Raw genomic sequence first — 17,876 nt, forward strand, 5'->3', positions numbered from 1 at the left:
TATCGCTGCGAAATCGACCGTAATGTATTATTTGGGACATCAGATGTCTAAATTGGGACACCGACATGCAGCGATCCATGCTCACGATCCGAAGCGCGAGCCTTACTGGCTATAGCGATCTCGCACGCCATGTCGGACTGGATCCCGCGCGGATGCTGCGCAGGGTCGGGTTGAGTGCACGCGATCTGGTCGATCCGGATGCGCCCATCAGCAGCAATGCGGTCCGCGAACTGCTGGAGAGCAGCGCTGCAGCGGCCAACGTGGAAGATTTCGGCTTGCGGCTGGCGATGAGCCGGCGGCTGTCCAACCTGGGTCCGATCAGCGCGGTCATGAGCGAAGCGCCCACGGCTCGAGAGGCCCTCGAGAGCCTGTGCCGGTACATACGCCTGATCAATGCCTCACTGCTGACCCGCATCGAGGACTATGGCGACGCGGTATTGATTCGTGAGCACATTCTCGTGGACGACAAGAACTCCGTGCGGCAGTCCATCGAGATGGCCGTCGGCGTGCTCTATCGCAGCATCGCGGAGCTGCTGGGGCCGAACTGGCGGCCGCGCAGCGTCTGCTTCGAGCACCGCCCGCCGGATGGCGCGACATGCCACAAGACCTTCTTCGGCTCGGCAGTCGAATTCAATGCGGATTTCAATGGCATCGTGTGCCACGCGAGGGACATGGCGGCGTGCCGGCCTGCCACTGGCTCCCAGATGGCGCTCTATGCGCGCCGCTTTCTGGATCAGGCGTTGACAAGCGCGAATGACAGCGACACGCATTCGATTCGTCAGGTCATTGTCGCGATGTTGCCCAATGGCCGATGCACGGCCGACCGTGTCGCGAGACATCTCGGCGTGGACCGCCGGACTTTGCATCGACGCCTGACCACCGAGAGCACCACCTTTTCATCGCTGCTTCGGGAAGTGCGGTGCGAACTCGCCGCGCGGCAAATCCGCGATAGTGACCGCTCGCTCGCCGAGCTGGCGGATCTGCTCGGCTTTTCCAGTTCAAGCGCTTTTGCTTTCTGGTTCAGGAAGCAATTTGGGACGACGGTTTCGAAATGGAGGGAAACTCAATAATCAGGGCGGTTTCTCGAGGACCAAGTGCAACACATCATTCAGGATATGTTGCACTTGGACCTCGAAGCCGCCTGTAAAAACTCGGATTTATCTGGCGCCGGATCTTGACCCTTGCGAACCTTGTGATTCAAGGTACCGCGAGGGCACCTTCGGCCAATTCAATTTTGGTGAAATTCTCTGCGCAGTCCTACGCTGCCGTTCCAGGGTATAGTGGGCCATCCCCTGTGGAGTGACCAGCATGTCGACACACCCGCTTCTTCTCTACAAGGGGTACGAACTTCACCCCCTCGTCTTCTCCCGCGCATTCAGTCGCTTTGACGGACATTCCCGCTACGCCGAAGGGTATGACATTGCGGTGCGGATATGTCGCCCGGGCGCGATCGCGACCTCTACCGCAAGCCGTGTTTTCAGGCTGAACCAGCCGCACGCCTTCTCCGACTTCGGTATGGCAAGGCGTGCCGCCTGGCAGCAGGGAAAGGACATCATCGACGGAAAGGTGAACGGAGTTTCGGTCGTTGACATGTGAAAGGGCAACTGGTGTGCGGCATCAGCTAGTTTTCTCAAGCGGCAAGTGCTTCCACACTGATACTGCTTATACGCAACGCGATCATTTCGGGCGATCGTAGCACGACCGCCTCTAAGTCACGGACACCGAGATTAACCCCAGTCGCGGCAGCCCATTCATTCGGCGGGCGGGAGCCGCCCTATTTTGAGGCCCGTAGAGAAAGGAGCCGCTCTAGCTGAAGCTTTGCAGATTGCGCAATTTGATCGCATTCATGACGGCGCGCCTGCAAACCCCGAACGCTGCTTGAAACGCATCATCCAGATTATCGAACGGGGCGCTGATATGACTGCTTGTCGCCGGATGCATAGCTTCAGACATCGAAAATTCCTTGTATGCAAGGGGCAGCACGATGTAGTAGCGCGAGTTCCCTGTCATCGCAGGCCTACTTTCGACAGTTGCCATCATTTGCCAGCCATTAAAGGTGTCGAGACGCGTTTCCATAGATCCCCCCATCGAGAGGTGGGAAGACCATCGCGAGACCGAAAGTACGATTCCCAAGCCCATGGTGCGCCTAGTGCTGCATGTTCACAAGGCATAAATAGCAGCGGGAAGGCAGAGATCTCGCCATGCCAATGAGAACGATGCCGGGGTTACTCGCGGTCGCGGCTACCGTGACTGCAGCGTTCCTCTCCGTCCATTCAGGTCCGCAGCGTGGCGGCCTCCCGGCTGAACGTGCCCTGTGGATCACGGTCGGCGTCGTGCTGGTCGTGGGCACTCACCTGTTGCCCCCTCTGCCGTCCGCATGGATCACGCGTGCGCGCCGCCGGCGCCCTGCTCTGGACTCTATTCGGAAATGGTTGCGCTTGACCTGATCGGCCCGCTGAACGTCTTCACGGTGGCATGTTTCGATACGATGCTCGTGGGCAAGACGATCGCACCGGCGCACACGCCAGAAGGGCTATCGGTAAGCGCCATACGTTCGCTCTCCCAATGCCCGGAAAGCGTCGATATCCTCTCCGTTCCCGGCTGCACCATGGGTCCGATTCACGCAATGAACGATCCCGGGATCCTGCAGTTTCTGGCCCATCGCGGAACGCTTGCTGGCTGTGTCACAAGCGTCTATACCCGGAGACTCGTGCTCCGTGCACCGAGACTGGTCGAATGCTATCCGGCGACGTCCCATTGGGCCGTCGTCGACCTCCTCCCCAACGGGTACGCGCCACGTCGACGTGCGCGTCCTGACCGACCGGAACCGCATGACGGGCGGGCCATAGTGCAGCACCCTCTCGCCACGCCCTACCGCGGTTACGCGGTCAGGCCCTCGGCTCATCCTTTTCCCGGAGGTCACGTTTCTTCAAACCGCTCACTCAGCCGCGCCAGCATTGCCGATGCCCCCGCGTGTGACGACTTCTTTTCGCTCGGTTATTTCGCCACAGAAACAGAGGCGTCAAGATTTTCGGCCCGGTGGGGACCGGAACGGACCAACAGTAAAGACTGATCTCCTACGCGCCGCCGGGGTCAACGGCGAATCGGTCCGTTCCCTGGCTGGTCCGACGCATTTCCCCGGCTGCCAACTGCGTGGATCGTCAGACGGCCCGCAGGTTGGTCACCCGACGCGTTCTAACCAAAACGCGCATGCAGCCACTGTTGTGCCCAGCCTTTCGCATAGTCAATCGCGTCTTCACGCAATTCGAATCCTGCGAGATCGCCACTCATGTGGACGTCGTATTCGCTCCCATCCGCGCGGTTCGCACTGATGCGTGCGTGTGCCATGTATTCACCGTCTGCCCGGCGCGGTGTCGGGTCAATCCGGAATCGTGTCGAATCGGAACGCATATTACCTCAGCCAATACGCGCGGCATCCATTTGCCGCTGATTACCTCTTCACCTGGTTCAAACTGCGCCTGCATTCAGCAGGGCCATGATCTGCCCCGCCTCACAGTCCGACTCGCAACTCGGCATACCACTTCCACGCAATAACGCACGGACTGATACGAACATCAGGAACGCTTCTGCGTTGACCTCATGGCGACGGTCAACTATCAGACCCTCCAACTCCGTGTTGGCGTCTGAAGGAAGGAATTCGTCGACAACCTCACGCCCGTCGACCCTGATTCGCCTCAGCAGGTCGTTTCTGTCCATGCCACACCTCCAATGATGCCGTCAGCCACTGGTCCAAAATGTATCGTCAGCCCGGATACGGTAGTGGAATGAATAATCAGGATTCAAAATCAAGTACCGTCTTGCCAGGCAAACACGTGTCGATCAAATGTTCGGCGTAGGCAATCGATGCACGACGCGCATCACCCGCATTCCTGAACGGCTTGCCGACCGCGATTCCGAATACACGGCTGCGCGGCTGGCCGGTCGGCTCCTGCGTGTCCTGACTTTCCCGGATTCGAACAGCTGCATCAAATCCTTCGTCGTAGTTGTGGCCGAATCCGGGCCTGGTCGGCTGGTGCGGATAAACCAGTGGATGGATCTCCAGACCACGGTAGAGCCGGAAAGAGACCGTCATGAAATTACCTCCTGGCGCCGCACGCTTCGCGGCAGTATGGGATAGGAACGTGCGCGAGCGCCGGCACTGCGCCGCGCGGTCGGCACCGTCAGTTGTTCTGCGCTGGGGGGGAGGCAGCTCGATCCCTGTAGAAAAGACTGCAGGAGAGGCGCTAGGATCGGCCGCAGGTTGACTGATGTTTTCATGCTACGCCCAATCCGCCATTTGTACAGCGAAAGTTTCGACCCGTATTCCCTGCTCGATCTGCATTCGCTGGGCGTCGCTGGCTGCGCATGGTTCCTGAACGGCAGGCGTGTGAGGCCCCGCCCGCGCCACGTCAACGTTGGCGGAACGCGGCCAGGCGTGTCGAGCCGGAACTGAGTTCGCCCTTATGACGAAAGTTGATGCGTCCTTTCGTGAGATCGTAGACCGACAGTTCAAACGTGACGCGGTCTCCTGCACGGACGTGGATGCGATGCGTCCGTATGCGTATGCACCAACGACCACACCGTTGTCCAGTGTGACGCAGTAACGGCTGTCAGGCCACACCTCATTAACAACGCCATCGCGTTCGAGCAGGTCTTCCTTCGCCAATCAATTCTCCTGGGCGGTTAGACATGGAGCGTCGCTATGGCGACTCAACGCAAAAGATATACAGGCATCGCAACTGTGTTTGCCTGTGCAAGTCCGGTAACGACGGCTTTACTGGACAGGCGCGCTGCGATTCAATACGCACCAGCGCCCACGCGGGCATAGCGGGCACCATGAACGGCAGGTAAATGCGGGGATCTGGCACACGCAGCCAGGTCAAACCGATCGCGACAGAGAACACACGGACGGAGGTGAAGGGAATCTGCGGCACGCGTACAGCGCGCACGGAAAGAGTATCGTGGCTGTGACGAGTCGAGTTCAGAATTATGCATGCATTTCACTGCGTTTGCCAGCGTACACCATTGCGCCTGGTCCCGGCCGGTCGGATGGATACCAGGTCCACCGGCGAGCCAACTCGCGCCGCACTCCAGCATTCGCGGAAACAGCTTGACGGTCCGGCATCTGGCGCGTACCGTGGATTAGGTTGATGTCTGATAGCGGTTCGTTTTTAATTGCGTGCGTCAGTGCCGGCTTCCGCCATGCTTCAGCTTTTCATTTTCACAGGGGCAGGGTCATGGGGCGTTGCACGGCTACATTCTCTTACTTCCCGCCTGATCGCGACTACACGATTGTCGCCGTTCTCGACGTCTCTCAATACCTGTGCGCCATGACGTAGTCTGCGCACGGACTGCCTGCGGCAACTTTTCGGGCAACGCGCAGTGGCTTGCGCTCACTGTGCGAGACTTTCATGGAAAGCTGCTTCTCGACGTATAACGGTTGGCAGATGAGCGTAACCGTAGAGCAACGGCCAGATGACACTGGAAAAGTCTGGTACTACATCCTTCCTCCAGTCACGTACAGGGAATTCGCGACAGACGCCCCGCGACAGCACGAGATGGGGACACACACCGTGGGCCGCTTTCGCGACATCGACAGAGCTTTCAGCGCAGCATTCAGCGATTGCGCCCGTGAGATCGATCGGGAAATTGACGCCAGGGCGCGCAGGGGCGATCGATGGAGCCTGCAGCCGAGCCGGCATCATCAGGATACCGCAATGAACAAGCCGTATATCAATATGGAGGCGATTCTCGACATGTTCCACGAGATCGCCAGGAACGCGGGCAACGCGTCAAGCACGGCTGATTCTCTGAACTGGCTGGCGGAATTCCTCGCGCGGGAGCACACCACGATGAATACGCCAGACTGGAATGGACTGGTGCATGTCGGTGCTGTGCTCTATCTCGCGCAACACTCCGCAAAAGGCATTCAGCAGACAGGCTCCGAGCCGGCCGCGAGCGAGAGCTGATGCTGCCAGGCGTGCACGCTTCACGCAGAACGGCTTGTGAGCGCTCATCTTTACGCATCGCCTGACCTTGTTCTTTCACATAGGTATCGTCCCTTGCAAAATGAACGCGATGCGACTCCTTACTACCTGGTGTTTCGCACCGGCTGTGCGCCGTATGTTCTGGACGTCGACCGCCGCGTCCTGCGCCGCGAAGCAAGCCAGCTCCTGCGAGCGTTCGCGAGAGCCCGTATAGCGCCAACCTCGATCGCGGATGACGCATGGAATGATTTTTCCGGCGCCGAGGCCATTTCGCTTCCTGAGCGGACAGATGTGCGGGCCTACACACTGGTTTGCGGGGCCGAGAGTGAGCATCAACTCCGGTTACTGGCGTCTCTCTGAGCACGACAGCGAGCGCAGTTCTTGCCGACGACGGGCTCACGAGGCGCATCGAATCATCCAGCCGGTGAAGCATACCGTGTCTCGGATGATCAGGTACCGCGGATTCGAGATTCACGTCGAACTCGGCCAGTTCGCAGATCTGCGATTTGACGTTCTGGATCAAGGCCGACCAGGACCTTCACGTTGTGGGAAAGCACGGAGGTCGAATTCCGCTCCACAATGGCCCCTATACCCGCCGTCGGGCCACGAGAAGCTCAATGGTCATCAAGGAGCGTCCATGAGCTGCTTCGTTATCCTTGAGTCCGATGGTGAGGCAGCGTTGCTCTCCGATCGGGTGACGGCGAGCCATCGTGAACAATAGTCGACAGGAGTTGCTCTGTCTGCTGCATGACGCCTGCATGTATGGGCAAGGCGCAGCACAGTTACTCACCGTGTTCCTCGAGCGTCACCGCGATTGCGGACAGGATTGCGCTGAAATTGAAATCTCCCTGGCGAAAACGGTTGAAAATCAACGCCTGCTCGCCGAGTGTCTTGCCCGGATCGCAGAAAAGACTGAGGTTCCGCTGCCACAGGCGATGGATTGTTCGACCGCACTGCGTCTCGAAGACCCGTCCGCGGAAAATGTGCTACGCGAACTATCGCATCTGCGCACAGGCATACTTCAGGAAATCGAGCGCTATTCTTGCGTGATCGCCACAGCCGAGGTCAGCGGCTTCTTTCACACAAGATTGGTTTGCGAGGGCGTTCTATCTGACAAATTGTCGATGGCCGCGTGGCTGGAGCAGCGTGCATCGTTGAACGATCAGCCCGGGCCAGCGTGATGGTGAGGAAGTCGTTCCGTTGCTGGATCAAGCGGCGCTTTCTGCCAGAGATATCTAATGGCTGCTGATTTGTGCCGCAATTGTTTCGCGTCAGCACTCCGAAAGCGGCCCCTTTCCCAGTCAATGCGAGCTACACATGTTCAAGTGCAAAGTACCGGCATCCACGCTACCAGGTCGGCCTGCTGAGGCGAAACAAGGACCCACATACAGGGCTCGCGCCGGCCAGCGGATCCTGCATACGGAACTCAACAAGGCACACAATGACAACGGGAAAGGCTGTTTCTAGAGCGCAACGAATGCTCGGATACCAGCGGCAGTATATGGCCGAAATTGCGCGAGCAGGTTCGCATATTGCCAGTACGCTGTCAGGCGTCAGCGAGCACACCGCCATCACTGACGTTGTAAGCGAATTTCGAAATCGACACGGAAGCGATAACCTCGCTGTATTCCTGGAGCTATTAGCACAAACACTCGAAAAACGTCTCCGCCCAGGGGCGGCAACTATCGTCCGTCGTTTCAACGCAGATGCGAAACGGCAGACTGAACGGAAGAAGTAAGACCTTTCTGCTCAGGATCACTTTGGGTACAAGTCAGCATGGCATGCCTGCACGAGTTCTTTCGCAGTAAGCGCTGGACGATGGAATTCCAGCGATACCACGACGTCGGCGAGTGAATTGATGAAGAGGCTGAATTCGGCGGCGGCGAACTTGCTGAAACGCTTGCACTATCCGCTGGAAGTGATTCTGGGGCGGCAAATGACCTGTGCGCACATTTCTCCGATGTTCAGGGAGATGGCTCCAAACCCCTTCAGGAAAGCCGGAAGGTGAGTTTTGAAGTCAAGCAGGGCCCCCAGAGAAAACCTGGCTGCGAACATCAGAAGTTGCAAGTTTCCAGGCCGAAACGGCGTTCGTTCAGGGCAGCGATCAGGCCGACACATGATCGCTGCCGGTCTGGAGTCGGACGTCGACAGGGGGCGTGCCACGCTTTTGCTCAGCGCTCGAGAAACGCCTTCAACCTGTCAGCGCGACGGGGGTCCCTCAGTGTGCGCAGCGCCTTGCTCTCAATCTGGCGGATTCGCTCGCGAGTCACGCCAAACTGCTCGCCGACCTCTCCAAGCGTGTGATCAGAGGTTGTATCGAGTCCGAATCGCATCCGCAGGACTTTGGCCTCGCGGGGCGACAACCCATTGAGCGCCTCATCAATCGCGGCACGCATGTTCGCGTGAATCGCGGCCTCGGCCGGTGAACTTGCAGAGACATCCTCGATCATGTCGCCGAGCGTCGCATCGGCGTCGTCGCCCGCCGGGGTTTCAAGCGACACGGGTTGCCTCGCAATCCGGAGGATACCGCGCACTTTTTCCTCGGACATCTCCATGCGTTCGGCGAGGACGGCGGGGTGCGCCTCCTGTCCCGTCTGTTGCAGGAATGCGCGAGAAAGCCGGTTCAGTCTGTTGATCGCCTCGATCATGTGCACCGGCACACGAATGGTTCGGGCCTGATCGGCAAGCGCACGCGTGACAGCCTGCCGTACCCACCAGGTGGCGTACGTCGAAAACTTCCAGCCGCGCCGGTATTCGAACTTGTCGACCGCCTTCATCAGGCCGATATTGCCTTCTTGGATCAGATCCAGGAACGGCATGCCGCGGTTCACGTATTTCTTGGCAATTGAGATAACAAGACGCAGATTCGCCTCAATCATCTCCCCCTTGGCCAGCCGCATTTTCGACTCCGCGGCACTCATCCTGCGGTTGACGTCCTTGAGCGGCTGGAGCGGCAGCGAGACCCTGACCTCGATGTCGGCGAGTTTCTGCTGCCCGGCCTGAATGGCTGGCAGATGTCGTTCGAGCGCCGCGCCAAACTGGCTTGAAGCCGCCGCGGCGCGGGTGGTCCAATCAAGATCGGTCTCGTGGCCCGGGAACGACTCGACAAACGACTCGCGTGGCATGCCGCAACGGTCGACGACGATCTCGAGGATGCTGCGCTCGATCGCACGAACCTCCGTTACCTGTTCGTGCACACTGGCACACAGGCGGTCAATGGTTCTGGCCGTAAAGCGGATCGGCGCCAGTTCACGCTGGATCTCCGCGCGCAGGCGCGCAACCGCCGCGGAACGTGCCTTGCCAGTCGCGGGCATACCCTGCAACTGCCCGGACAGCGCACGCACACGCGCGAAAACCGCAAGACTGTCGTTCGTGAGTTGCTCGAGGCGGGCTGCGTTCACGGCCTCCGGATCCCCGACGTCCGCTTCAACGTCGTCAGCGTCCAGGCCATCGCCGCAGGTGGAGGCTCCCACCTCGTCTTCTTCGGATTCGAGCGTCATTTCGCTTTCGCTCGCGTCGTCGCTGATACCGGCGACCAGTTCGTCGATACGCAGTTCGCCGGCAACAACGCGATCCACCTCGGCAAGAATGGCGACCACAACCGACGGACATGCGGCGATCGCCTGAATCATGTCCTGCTGGCCGTGCTCGATGCGTTTCGCGATCTCGATTTCGCCAGCGCGGGTCAGCAGTTCCTTTGCGCCCATTTCGCGCATGTACATCCGGACCGGATCCGTCGTGCGGCCGAATTCGGAATCGACGGTCGACAGGGCAGCTTCCGCTTCCTCGTCCGTCTGATCGTCGGACAACGCGGCGGGCGCGGCACCGCTTAACAGGAGCATCTCCGCGTCCGGCGCCTGCTCATACACTGCGACCCCCATGTCGCTGAACGTGCTGACGATCGTTTCCATTGCGGCAGTGTGCGCAAAGTCGTCTGCCAGATGATCGTTGATGTCCGTATGCGTGAGATAACCGCGCTCACGGCCAAGCGCGATCAGCGCGCGCATCTGGCGTTGACGCTCCTCCTCCTGTCGTTCCATCGACTCGATTTCCAGAGAGGTTTCGCCGCCCCGGGGCTTTCCCTTGAGCGCGCGGCGGCCGGCCTTTGGCGCAACTGCGGCCATGCGGGACGCTGAATCGTCACGAACGGGATTTGCCAATAGATTCTCCTCGACAGGTTGGCCGACGATCGTCGCAGGCATGACGGAAATCAATCTGACCGTCGGGGCGCGAACGGAATCGTGGAAGAAAGGATGGACGCACGGACAATCGAGGGCGGAATGCCTCCGCCGCAATCCGGTGCGCGCAGATTGGGGAATCCTAAATGATACCAGACTGCATTGTGCGACGCAACATGCGACGGGTACGGCTTAAGTCACGTTGCCGGACGGGGCAAACGAGGGGCGAGACGGGGTCACCTGGCAGGGCACGCCTCATTTCGGCAATCGGACCACCGGAAACCAACCAGCGATCCGGTCTAGAAGGTGTTATGCACTTTTGCTAAGGGCTGCAAAGTGGACGAGCATAAGCACGGAGAACACGACGAAATGCAGACCAGCCAACGTTTCGGGCAATCGCTCGTAGTCTCTGGCCAGTCGGCGGAAGCGGTTGAGCCAGCCGAAGCTGCGCTCCACCACCCAGCGACGCGGCAACAGTACAAAGCCCTTTTTCGCCTCCGGCAACCTGACCACCTGAAGCTCGATGCCTTCATCGCGCGCGGCCTCTGCAGGCTCTTCGCCGGTGTAGCCCTGGTCAGCGAACGCGATTCTCACTGTCTGCCCCGTCGCCTGCTGGACCTGTCGCGCGAGCTCTCCGACCTGTGCACGCTCCTGTTCGTTGGCCGGCGTCACATGAACCGCAAGCAGTTGCCCCAACGTATCCACCGCCATGTGCACCTTGCTGCCTTTCTTGCGCTTGTACCCGTCATAGCCTGCGCGTGGGCCGCTCTCGCACGTCGACTGCAGCGTGCGGCCGTCGAGGATGACTGCACTGGGTTGACCCCGGCGATCCTGCGCCACCCGGATAAGCGAACGCAGGTCATTTACCATGGCCTCGAAACAGCCTGCCTGAATCCAGCGCTGCGTTTGCTGGTAGACCGTCTCCCACGGCGGAAAGTCATTGGGCAGCAGACGCCACGGTGCACCCGCGCGGACAATCCAGCGCAAGGCGTTGAACATCTCGCGCAATTCGTAGCGACGCTGAGGCGCGTCCTGGTTCATCAATGTCAGGTACGGAGCGGCGAAGTACCACTCTTCATCCGATACATCCGTTGGGTAGGGCCTGCGTTTCTTCATCCCGCCAGGGTACCAGGTCTGGCCGAAAGTTCATAACACCTTCTAGGGTGCGTCCGTTTAAAACCCGGAACAACGTGGCGTATAAACGCCGCGAACAACGCCGGCGACTTTTTACCAAGACAAAATAACCATGGAGATTCGCATCTACTACGAACACAGTCTTGGCATCGCGCCGGAGGAATTCATCGTCATCGCGTCGTCGCAGATCATCGCCGCCGTGCCCGCGAATGCACCTCGCACTCTGCTGCCGGGGCGATGCGGTGGGGGGCAACGTAGCGCGCTGTGCCGATGGCGCCTGGTAGCTCCATCCATTTTTGTGCAGCGGCTCGAGCTAACCTGTGCGCCATACCAGGCAAGGTGGCGCAGCCAGGCAGGACCACATCGCTTTGTCTGCAGAACTGACCGCCTCGTGAAACAGTTACAAGATAAGTATTGACGCTGATCCATTCAGCGGGTAGTGTGCCCTTCGAAGTTCAAGAAGTTCGATTGCTGTTCATCAATTGCTCGCTCCTCAGCGGTATTCGTTGTCCTCTCCCTCCTTGAAGCTTCACACACTCTTCAATAGAGCAAATTTCCGTATTTTCCTCAAGGATTCTTCATGGATACCGGCACCGTTAAGTGGTTCAACGACAGCAAAGGCTTTGGCTTCATCGCCCCGGACAAGGGCGGCGACGACCTGTTCGCACATTTCTCCGAAATCAGAGGCGACGGTTTCAAGACGCTGGCTGAAAATCAGAAGGTAAGCTTCGAAACGAAGCAAGGCCCGAAGGGGCTGCAAGCGGCTAACATCAAGCCGATGTAAAGTTGAAGGGTCCGGCCTCCCGCGACGGATGCCGGGTTGCAGCGACACCCTCGCGGAGCTTTGCCTCCCTCAGTTAGCGCGATCGCTCCTGATTGGCATCTGTTTATTGAGCAGCTAGCCATGCGCCTCATTCCCCCCTCAGGCTTCAACGCCATTTTTCGCTTTTCGACTGCTTCAGAATTCGGTTCGAATTGCTTTGAATCGGCGCACCCCTGCACTTTTCGCGCGGCACGGGCGCGCTCAAATATCATTAAAATTAAAATGCAGAACAAACAAATTCAACAATACAACGGCTATGCCCTCCAACCCTCGGCGCATCGCTTGCCCGACGGTAGCTTTTCATCCAACCTGCTGCTCGAACGCATCGACAGCGCGCGGGTCGAAGGCCGCTACTGGTTCTATTCGCTCGATTACTTCAAGAGTGAAGAGCAGGCATTGCAGCACTCGACCCACTGGGCACGCAATTGGGTCGACACGCGCGGTTAAAGACGACGCCGCGGTTCGAAAAACGCAACGCATCTGAGGCACCATGGCGAGCGCAACAAAACGCGCCTCAACATCACACGGGATCCCGAACTGGCATCGCAGGCACGCGTGGCTGACAACACCCCCTTCCCGCTGACCCCGCCGATAGTGGGAAGCAGATGGCGGCCTTCGGTTACAATGCAGGACCAGTTCGCTTCGCACAGCACCGAAAAGACGCGTGTTGGTGAGCCGCGAATCTTCCTTTGATTGATAGTCCAGTGAGGCAAACGATAGCAGTGCTCTCTCTGGACTGCACGCCCCGACGCGTATCGGACCGGTATTGCGATGTCGCCGCGTCTGACCAGTCCCTCGCGTACCTGATTCGCCACCCGGCCAGGGCGGTGTTCATGACTTCCAGGACGCAAGGGCTGCCCAGCAAATTTCATGCTTCCCACCACCGCACGAGCGCGTGTCGATCAACGCTCGCGGCTTCTCCCTCAATGCGGCATCCGAGCCCGATCCCGCCAATTGATCAGGAACCGTGAATGGCCAAAGAAGCACTGCTGGAACTCGCGTTGACGAAGTGCTGCCAGACAGCCACTACCGCGTCAGGCTCGACAATGGTGTGGTGGTAGTGGCGTACGCGTCCCGGTCGTATTCGCAAGGATCACATTCGCATCCTTGCTAACGATCGGGCAACACTGGAACTCCGGTGTACGACCTGCCGAAAGGCCGAATCAATTTTTGACATCAGGATCAACAGCCCGGCGGCGCCACCCACAGAGGCGCATTTCCCCGCCGTTGATGGCGCGATGCACGACCATCGGCTTGCGCCACGACGCTGCGTGCACATCCACATCACTATTCGGCATCGCTGCCGGATCTCAACCAAGGAAGAGAATTGACTACCGTAACTCTGAAACCCGACGAGCCCGTGGAAGTTGCATTACGCCGTTTCCGTCGCGCGATCGAGCGCACCGGCTTGATTCCGGAGCTTCGTGGCCGGACAGCCTATGAAAAACCTACCGCAGAACGCAAACGCAAAAAGGCTGCGGCAGTGGCACGCCTGCGCAAGCAGATCAAACGGTCGCTGCCGCCGAAAAAGCGGTACTAACCGGGAACTGCCATGCAACCATGCTGAAGCGGCCGTCTGGTGCCCAGCCGGATGTCGCGCGTAACCTTCACAGGGGGAACCGGTTCTGATCTGGGCCGAGTGGCCAGTGCCCACTCAGCCGGCCGCGGCGTTACGAGGTGGACGTCGACCCATGCAAATTACATGGATCGACATGCCAGCCAGGAAGCGTCGTCGGTCTCGGATGTTGGAGTGACATCCGGACGGCCTCTTCACTCCCGGGAGGTGCGCGCAGTTGGAGCATGGGTTTTCTGGCCCCCGGACAGACAGGGTTGCCGGCTGATGTCAGCGTTGCGACTCTATGCGTAGTGGCCAAAGCTACCCCCAATGCCACTGTCGTGCTCAATCGGGCCGTCTGCTCCTTGAGACCGCCAGGAGGTCATGAATCACCTCAATAAGACATGCTACCGGCGCCGGTTTCCGTAGCAGCGCGTTCCAGAGCGGCTCTGCCGGCGCAGGCGGCACTGCAGCAGTGAGCATTACGACGGGAATGCGGGCCGTGGCCCGGCTTGTCTTGAGACGCCGACAAAAGGCAACGCCGTCAACCACCGGCATCATCCAATCGGTAACAATCAGATCCGGATGTTCAAGATCCGTCACGCTGGCGGCTGCCTCCCCATCCAGGGCAAGGAGGATACGGTATCCCTCTGCCTCCAGCAGTACCTGCAGGGGAGCAAGAAGTCTTGCGTCGTCGTCAACCAGCAGGATCGTTTCCACAGTTGTGGCCAGATCGGGGATAACTTCACGACGGCGCAAGTACCGCTCCCGGCAGCCAAGGCATGTTCCGCGAACGCTCCGGCCAGATCATGCTAAACCCCATTTGCACAGCGAACAACCGCGTTTATCATGTACTGAGTGGTTTGGTTACGCGGAACACGCGTTAACCGTGCATAAGCCCGCGCCGGTCCTTTCAGGTCGCTGCGCTAGAGTCTTTAAAGATAGTCGGCACGGCTTATGCTTCGTGCACGCCTGTCATGGTGCCTTGTTGCCGTCATGACGACCGCTTCATCGTATGCCAACATCTACTGATCGCAGTGTCCGGGACGCACGGCGCGAATCGCTCATCACAGACCAGCTGTCGATACGGGCGTGCCGGAACCCTGACTACCAGGCCGAGGCCAACGCCTTGCGCGGTCTGGCGCGCGCTCTGGCAAGTTCGGACGTGGTTATGCTTGATCTGCTGGCGCGCGAAGCCGCTCGGCTTTGCAATGCCGGCAGTGCCGGCATCAGCGTGCTGGAGTCCCCCGTCGGCAGCCCGGCGAGCTTCAGGTGGGCAGCACTTACAGGGCACTGCGTCCCGCTGGCGAACACACACCGCCCCTTTGACGACAGCCTCTGCGGCGTCACCCTCGAAAGGGGGCAGCCGGAATTATTCCGCACGCCACAGAAGTATTTTTCTTCGATAGCGCGGGTAGAACCGCCCGTGGTGGAGGCGCTGCTCGTCCCGATCCCTGTCAGGAACGGCCCCTGGGGCGCCATCTGGGTGATGTCGCATGACAGTTCCGTGCGCTTCGATGCGGAGGATCTTCGTCTGCTGACCAGTCTGGCTGACTTCACCGGCGCGGCGATGGAAGTGGCACGGCTGAAGGACATCGCGGAACGACGCGCAGCCGAATCGGAAGCCGCGCAGTCGGCACTTCGGAACGTGGAGGAACGCAAGGACGCGTTCATTGCCACGCTCAGCCATGAGTTGCGCAGCCCGCTGGCACCCGTGAGCGCTGCACTGCAAACGATCAGACGGCTCGCGCCTGGTCCACAGGTCGCCCAGCCACTTGATATTGCGGCGCGTCAACTGGCACGCCTGCAGCGGCTCATCGGCGACCTCTTTGATGCATCGCGGCTGCGTAGCGGCAAGATCTCGGTAGCGCCCGCCAGGTGTCTGCTAGAAGACATCATTAGTGATGCAGTTACAGCCGTGACGCCCGTGGTCAAAGCCCGGCGACATAGCCTGTCGGTAAGTGCCCCGGAAGCTCCGGTCCATGTCATTGCAGATGCCGTCCGTCTTACGCAGGTGCTGGAAAACGTCCTGAGCAACGCGGCGAAGTATTCACCGGACGGCGGCTGCATTCACCTGGATGTATCGCTTGAATCCGAAGCCGGGCAGAGGCTTGAGAGCGACGCCCGTGCCGTCCGGTTCACCGTTCGCGACACAGGCTACGGCATTCCTGCGGCCGACCTCCCGGGGGTATTTGATATGTACGCCCAGGCCGGAGCGCATGCCAGGCGCGAAGGGGGGCTGGGAATTGGCCTCGCACTCGTAAAGTATCTTGTAGAAGCACATAAAGGCTCGGTATCCATCCGCAATAATGAACAGGTGGCCGGTACCACGGTATCGATTCTGCTGCCCATCGTCGCCGAGAATCTCGATAATCCGGGGCTGTTCGCTGCGTCGTGCAAGTCCGTCACACCATGCCGCATCATGCTGGTTGATGATGACGTTGACACTGTTGAGGCGCTGGCCGCCCTGCTTGCGCTCGAGGGTCATATTACCCAGACCGCGACAACAGCGCGCGATGCGCTCGAAAATTTCTCCGAATTTGCTCCTGATGTAGCTCTCATCGATCTGCACATGCCAGTGGTCGACGGGTTCACCCTGGCGCGTCGGCTTCGGGGGATCCCCGAGCTGTCGAACGCGATACTTGTCGCAGTCACTGGCAGCGTATCACCCGAAGAACGCGATGCCGCGATCGATGCCGGTTTCGACTATCATCTGCCAAAACCGGTTGACATCAGGGAGTTGATGCGCGTTGTCGAAGATCATTGCCGGCTCGACGTTCGCGAGGGAACCGAACGACGTCACGACTGCGGCGTTTGACGCTCACTTTCCGTGCGTTCTTACCCGGACAGTCATCAACGGCCCGCGGTCATCTCATCCGGGCCCGCCGGCCGACAGAGCACGCTGGCGTCGAGTTAGCTCGTAAGGGCGTAAAGTCTTGATGCACGATGCCACCTGGCCGCTGTCCGGGATGCGCACGTGCTCAATCTGGATGTGCCGGCACGAGACATTGTCGCCAAGATACCCGGTGATGCCCGGAAGGTGCCATGATGGGCATGTACACACCACCGTCATCATGGGCGGAGCCGCTGCGGCGGCCGCGCTTGCCGCGCCGCTTGTGCAAGTCTGCGGCTGGTCCGGTTCACTGGCGCTCTGGATACTGCCCGGTTCGTTCGCGTTTCTGCTCTGGCTCGGACCAGCGAGGCCGTCACCTGCATCACCGAGGTTGTGCATGCGCTCCACCCCACTTTCTTCCTTGGGGTGTCCGTCCGCACATATCCGCGCGGGTCGTCTTGAGGCGAAACGGAAGCCGTATCAGGACCGAGGGTGCCTGCGATAGATGCGAAAGATCCCCGACCGATGACTGAGTGACCAATCCCACACGCAGGGCCGGCGAATGATGTGGATTACTGAGGAATGATGTTCGATGCCTGTAGCCCTTTGGGCCCGCGCTTCGTCTCGTAGCTGACCTTTTGACCTTCGGCCAGCGTCTTGAAGCCATCGCCGCGAATCTCCGAGAAGTGCGCGAACAGATCATCGCCGCCGCTGTCAGGCGTGATGAAGCCAAAACCCTTGTTGTCGTTGAACCACTTGACGGTACCGGTATCCATGGAAATTCTCCTGATATTGGACAAATGTATGCGCCCCGATAGGGGTGCATGAAAAAGGATCAAGGAGGGAGAGGACAACGAATACCGCATTCCGCGGTCAGTGATGAGCAGCAATCGCGCTTCTTGAAGGCTTCAGACACTGACCCTACGCTGGGCCAGACACCCTGTCAAGCTGTTTCGGTCAGAGCATTTCGGACGGCAGCGCAAGAACACGCCACGATCGGCAACGCGCGTCACGGTTGTACACCCTTGGCTCCTTGATTTTGATTTTCTTCGAATTTCTAATTGATATTCGACGATTCCATCAGCCGCCCCCGCGTATCGGCGATTGTTCACAGGTGGCTGAGCCGGTTCGTCCCGCGCCCAATCGGCACGTGGTGCCATGCGGAAGTTCGCGCACGCCAATGGGAGTAAGTTGCACTTGTTGACTGACTCGCCACCGATTCCCGCGCCACTCAAGGCCCCCTCCTCCGAACGTGATCGGGCCTCTCATCGAAACCACGCAATGCGGACGGGCGCGACGCGTATCGACTGCGTATGCGAAGCGCCTGATCGATGCGTGTCTACAGGACATGAGTGTGTTGGATAAC

The 17,876-nt window shown here is 59.5% G+C and carries 17 protein-coding genes and 3 pseudogenes; 11 read left to right on the forward strand and 9 right to left on the reverse strand.

The annotated features are described in order from the left end of the window. Positions 1-77: 77 nt before the first annotated feature. Positions 78-1,070, forward strand: a complete 993-nt coding sequence (locus E1956_RS43400; protein ID WP_232072590.1) for an AraC family transcriptional regulator — start codon at positions 78-80, stop codon at positions 1,068-1,070. Positions 1,071-1,308: 238 nt separating this feature from the next. Then, positions 1,309-1,596 carry a hypothetical protein gene (locus E1956_RS43405; RefSeq protein ID WP_134760039.1) on the forward strand — a complete coding sequence of 96 codons (288 nt, stop codon included), beginning with the start codon at positions 1,309-1,311 and terminating at the stop codon, positions 1,594-1,596. Positions 1,597-1,806: 210 nt separating this feature from the next. Here E1956_RS43405 and E1956_RS43410 read toward each other — a convergent pair whose 3' ends face one another. The 5 genes and pseudogenes from E1956_RS43410 to E1956_RS43430 form a co-directional block, all read right to left on the reverse strand. After that, on the reverse strand, positions 1,807-2,076 hold the full coding sequence (locus tag E1956_RS43410) for a hypothetical protein (RefSeq protein ID WP_134760041.1): 270 nt from the start codon (positions 2,074-2,076) through the stop codon (positions 1,807-1,809). 1,119 nt (positions 2,077-3,195) lie between these two features. After that, positions 3,196-3,411 (reverse strand): hypothetical protein, encoded by a 216-nt coding sequence (locus E1956_RS43415; RefSeq protein WP_134760043.1) that lies wholly within the window; start codon positions 3,409-3,411, stop codon positions 3,196-3,198. A gap of 57 nt (positions 3,412-3,468) precedes the next feature. Then, on the reverse strand, positions 3,469-3,717 hold the full coding sequence (locus E1956_RS43420; RefSeq protein WP_134760045.1) for a hypothetical protein: 249 nt from the start codon (positions 3,715-3,717) through the stop codon (positions 3,469-3,471). A 76-nt stretch (positions 3,718-3,793) separates the two neighbouring features. Continuing rightward, positions 3,794-4,093, reverse strand: coding sequence for a hypothetical protein (locus E1956_RS43425; protein ID WP_134760047.1), 300 nt, complete (start codon positions 4,091-4,093; stop codon positions 3,794-3,796). Between the two features lie 316 nt (positions 4,094-4,409). Beyond that, positions 4,410-4,666 (reverse strand): annotated as a pseudogene (locus E1956_RS43430) (translation initiation factor IF-1). 745 nt (positions 4,667-5,411) lie between these two features. Between E1956_RS43430 and E1956_RS43435 the strand changes: the two are divergent. The 3 genes and pseudogenes from E1956_RS43435 to E1956_RS47885 all read left to right on the forward strand — a co-directional run. Then, on the forward strand, positions 5,412-5,969 hold the full coding sequence (locus tag E1956_RS43435) for a hypothetical protein (protein WP_134760049.1): 558 nt from the start codon (positions 5,412-5,414) through the stop codon (positions 5,967-5,969). Between the two features lie 728 nt (positions 5,970-6,697). Continuing rightward, a complete protein-coding gene (locus E1956_RS43445) occupies positions 6,698-7,168 on the forward strand; it encodes a hypothetical protein (protein ID WP_134760053.1) in 471 nt (156 codons plus the stop codon). Positions 7,169-7,841: 673 nt separating this feature from the next. Further along, positions 7,842-8,027, forward strand: a pseudogene (locus tag E1956_RS47885) (cold shock domain-containing protein); the annotation flags it as partial. Between the two features lie 131 nt (positions 8,028-8,158). Here E1956_RS47885 and rpoD read toward each other — a convergent pair. Together rpoD and E1956_RS43460 are read right to left on the reverse strand one after the other, a co-directional pair. Beyond that, a complete protein-coding gene (gene rpoD / locus E1956_RS43455; protein ID WP_134760055.1) occupies positions 8,159-10,189 on the reverse strand; it encodes an RNA polymerase sigma factor RpoD in 2,031 nt (676 codons plus the stop codon). 285 nt (positions 10,190-10,474) lie between these two features. Continuing rightward, positions 10,475-11,281: an IS5 family transposase gene (locus E1956_RS43460; RefSeq protein ID WP_134750941.1), complete on the reverse strand. Its 807-nt coding sequence runs from the start codon at positions 11,279-11,281 to the stop codon at positions 10,475-10,477. 130 nt (positions 11,282-11,411) lie between these two features. Between E1956_RS43460 and E1956_RS43465 the strand changes: the two genes are divergently transcribed. From E1956_RS43465 to rpsU, 5 genes and pseudogenes are all read left to right on the forward strand, one after another. Beyond that, positions 11,412-11,717, forward strand: a complete 306-nt coding sequence (locus E1956_RS43465) for a hypothetical protein (protein WP_134760057.1) — start codon at positions 11,412-11,414, stop codon at positions 11,715-11,717. A 162-nt stretch (positions 11,718-11,879) separates the two neighbouring features. After that, on the forward strand, positions 11,880-12,083 hold the full coding sequence (locus E1956_RS43470; RefSeq protein WP_134760059.1) for a cold-shock protein: 204 nt from the start codon (positions 11,880-11,882) through the stop codon (positions 12,081-12,083). Positions 12,084-12,344: 261 nt separating this feature from the next. Beyond that, positions 12,345-12,569: a hypothetical protein gene (locus E1956_RS43475; RefSeq protein ID WP_134760852.1), complete on the forward strand. Its 225-nt coding sequence runs from the start codon at positions 12,345-12,347 to the stop codon at positions 12,567-12,569. Positions 12,570-13,089: 520 nt separating this feature from the next. Next, positions 13,090-13,296 (forward strand): annotated as a pseudogene (gene infA / locus E1956_RS43480) (translation initiation factor IF-1). A 153-nt stretch (positions 13,297-13,449) separates the two neighbouring features. Next, complete coding sequence (gene rpsU, locus E1956_RS43485; protein WP_134760061.1) at positions 13,450-13,662, forward strand: 30S ribosomal protein S21; 213 nt, start codon at positions 13,450-13,452, stop codon at positions 13,660-13,662. Positions 13,663-14,022: 360 nt separating this feature from the next. Here rpsU and E1956_RS43490 read toward each other — a convergent pair whose 3' ends face one another. Continuing rightward, the gene (locus E1956_RS43490) at positions 14,023-14,436 is read right to left on the reverse strand and encodes a response regulator (RefSeq protein ID WP_232072593.1); all 414 of its coding nucleotides are present in this window, start codon (positions 14,434-14,436) and stop codon (positions 14,023-14,025) included. 412 nt (positions 14,437-14,848) lie between these two features. Between E1956_RS43490 and E1956_RS43495 the strand changes: the two genes are divergently transcribed. Next, positions 14,849-16,495 carry a hybrid sensor histidine kinase/response regulator gene (locus E1956_RS43495; RefSeq protein ID WP_232072595.1) on the forward strand — a complete coding sequence of 549 codons (1,647 nt, stop codon included), beginning with the start codon at positions 14,849-14,851 and terminating at the stop codon, positions 16,493-16,495. Positions 16,496-17,082: 587 nt separating this feature from the next. On the opposite strand, the gene E1956_RS43500 is transcribed toward E1956_RS43495, so the two are convergent. Further along, on the reverse strand, positions 17,083-17,286 hold the full coding sequence (locus E1956_RS43500) for a cold-shock protein (protein WP_059564277.1): 204 nt from the start codon (positions 17,284-17,286) through the stop codon (positions 17,083-17,085). Between the last annotated feature and the right edge of the window lie 590 nt (positions 17,287-17,876).

It is taken from the genome of Paraburkholderia pallida, assembly GCF_004524855.1.
In the GTDB taxonomy this organism is placed as follows: domain Bacteria; phylum Pseudomonadota; class Gammaproteobacteria; order Burkholderiales; family Burkholderiaceae; genus Paraburkholderia; species Paraburkholderia oxyphila.

What these genes read in the sequence shown, in the direction of transcription:
- E1956_RS43400 (WP_232072590.1), top strand. Translation starts at nt 78, where the DNA reads ATGCTCACGATCCGAAGCGCGAGCCTTACTGGCTATAGCGATCTCGCA.
- E1956_RS43405 (WP_134760039.1), top strand. Translation starts at nt 1,309, where the DNA reads ATGTCGACACACCCGCTTCTTCTCTACAAGGGGTACGAACTTCACCCC.
- E1956_RS43410 (WP_134760041.1), bottom strand. Translation starts at nt 2,076, where the DNA reads ATGGAAACGCGTCTCGACACCTTTAATGGCTGGCAAATGATGGCAACT.
- E1956_RS43415 (WP_134760043.1), bottom strand. Translation starts at nt 3,411, where the DNA reads ATGCGTTCCGATTCGACACGATTCCGGATTGACCCGACACCGCGCCGG.
- E1956_RS43420 (WP_134760045.1), bottom strand. Translation starts at nt 3,717, where the DNA reads ATGGACAGAAACGACCTGCTGAGGCGAATCAGGGTCGACGGGCGTGAG.
- E1956_RS43425 (WP_134760047.1), bottom strand. Translation starts at nt 4,093, where the DNA reads ATGACGGTCTCTTTCCGGCTCTACCGTGGTCTGGAGATCCATCCACTG.
- E1956_RS43435 (WP_134760049.1), top strand. Translation starts at nt 5,412, where the DNA reads ATGGAAAGCTGCTTCTCGACGTATAACGGTTGGCAGATGAGCGTAACC.
- rpoD (WP_134760055.1), bottom strand. Translation starts at nt 10,189, where the DNA reads ATGCCTGCGACGATCGTCGGCCAACCTGTCGAGGAGAATCTATTGGCA.
- E1956_RS43460 (WP_134750941.1), bottom strand. Translation starts at nt 11,281, where the DNA reads ATGAAGAAACGCAGGCCCTACCCAACGGATGTATCGGATGAAGAGTGG.
- E1956_RS43465 (WP_134760057.1), top strand. Translation starts at nt 11,412, where the DNA reads ATGGAGATTCGCATCTACTACGAACACAGTCTTGGCATCGCGCCGGAG.
- E1956_RS43470 (WP_134760059.1), top strand. Translation starts at nt 11,880, where the DNA reads ATGGATACCGGCACCGTTAAGTGGTTCAACGACAGCAAAGGCTTTGGC.
- E1956_RS43475 (WP_134760852.1), top strand. Translation starts at nt 12,345, where the DNA reads ATGCAGAACAAACAAATTCAACAATACAACGGCTATGCCCTCCAACCC.
- E1956_RS43495 (WP_232072595.1), top strand. Translation starts at nt 14,849, where the DNA reads ATGCTTGATCTGCTGGCGCGCGAAGCCGCTCGGCTTTGCAATGCCGGC.
- E1956_RS43500 (WP_059564277.1), bottom strand. Translation starts at nt 17,286, where the DNA reads ATGGATACCGGTACCGTCAAGTGGTTCAACGACAACAAGGGTTTTGGC.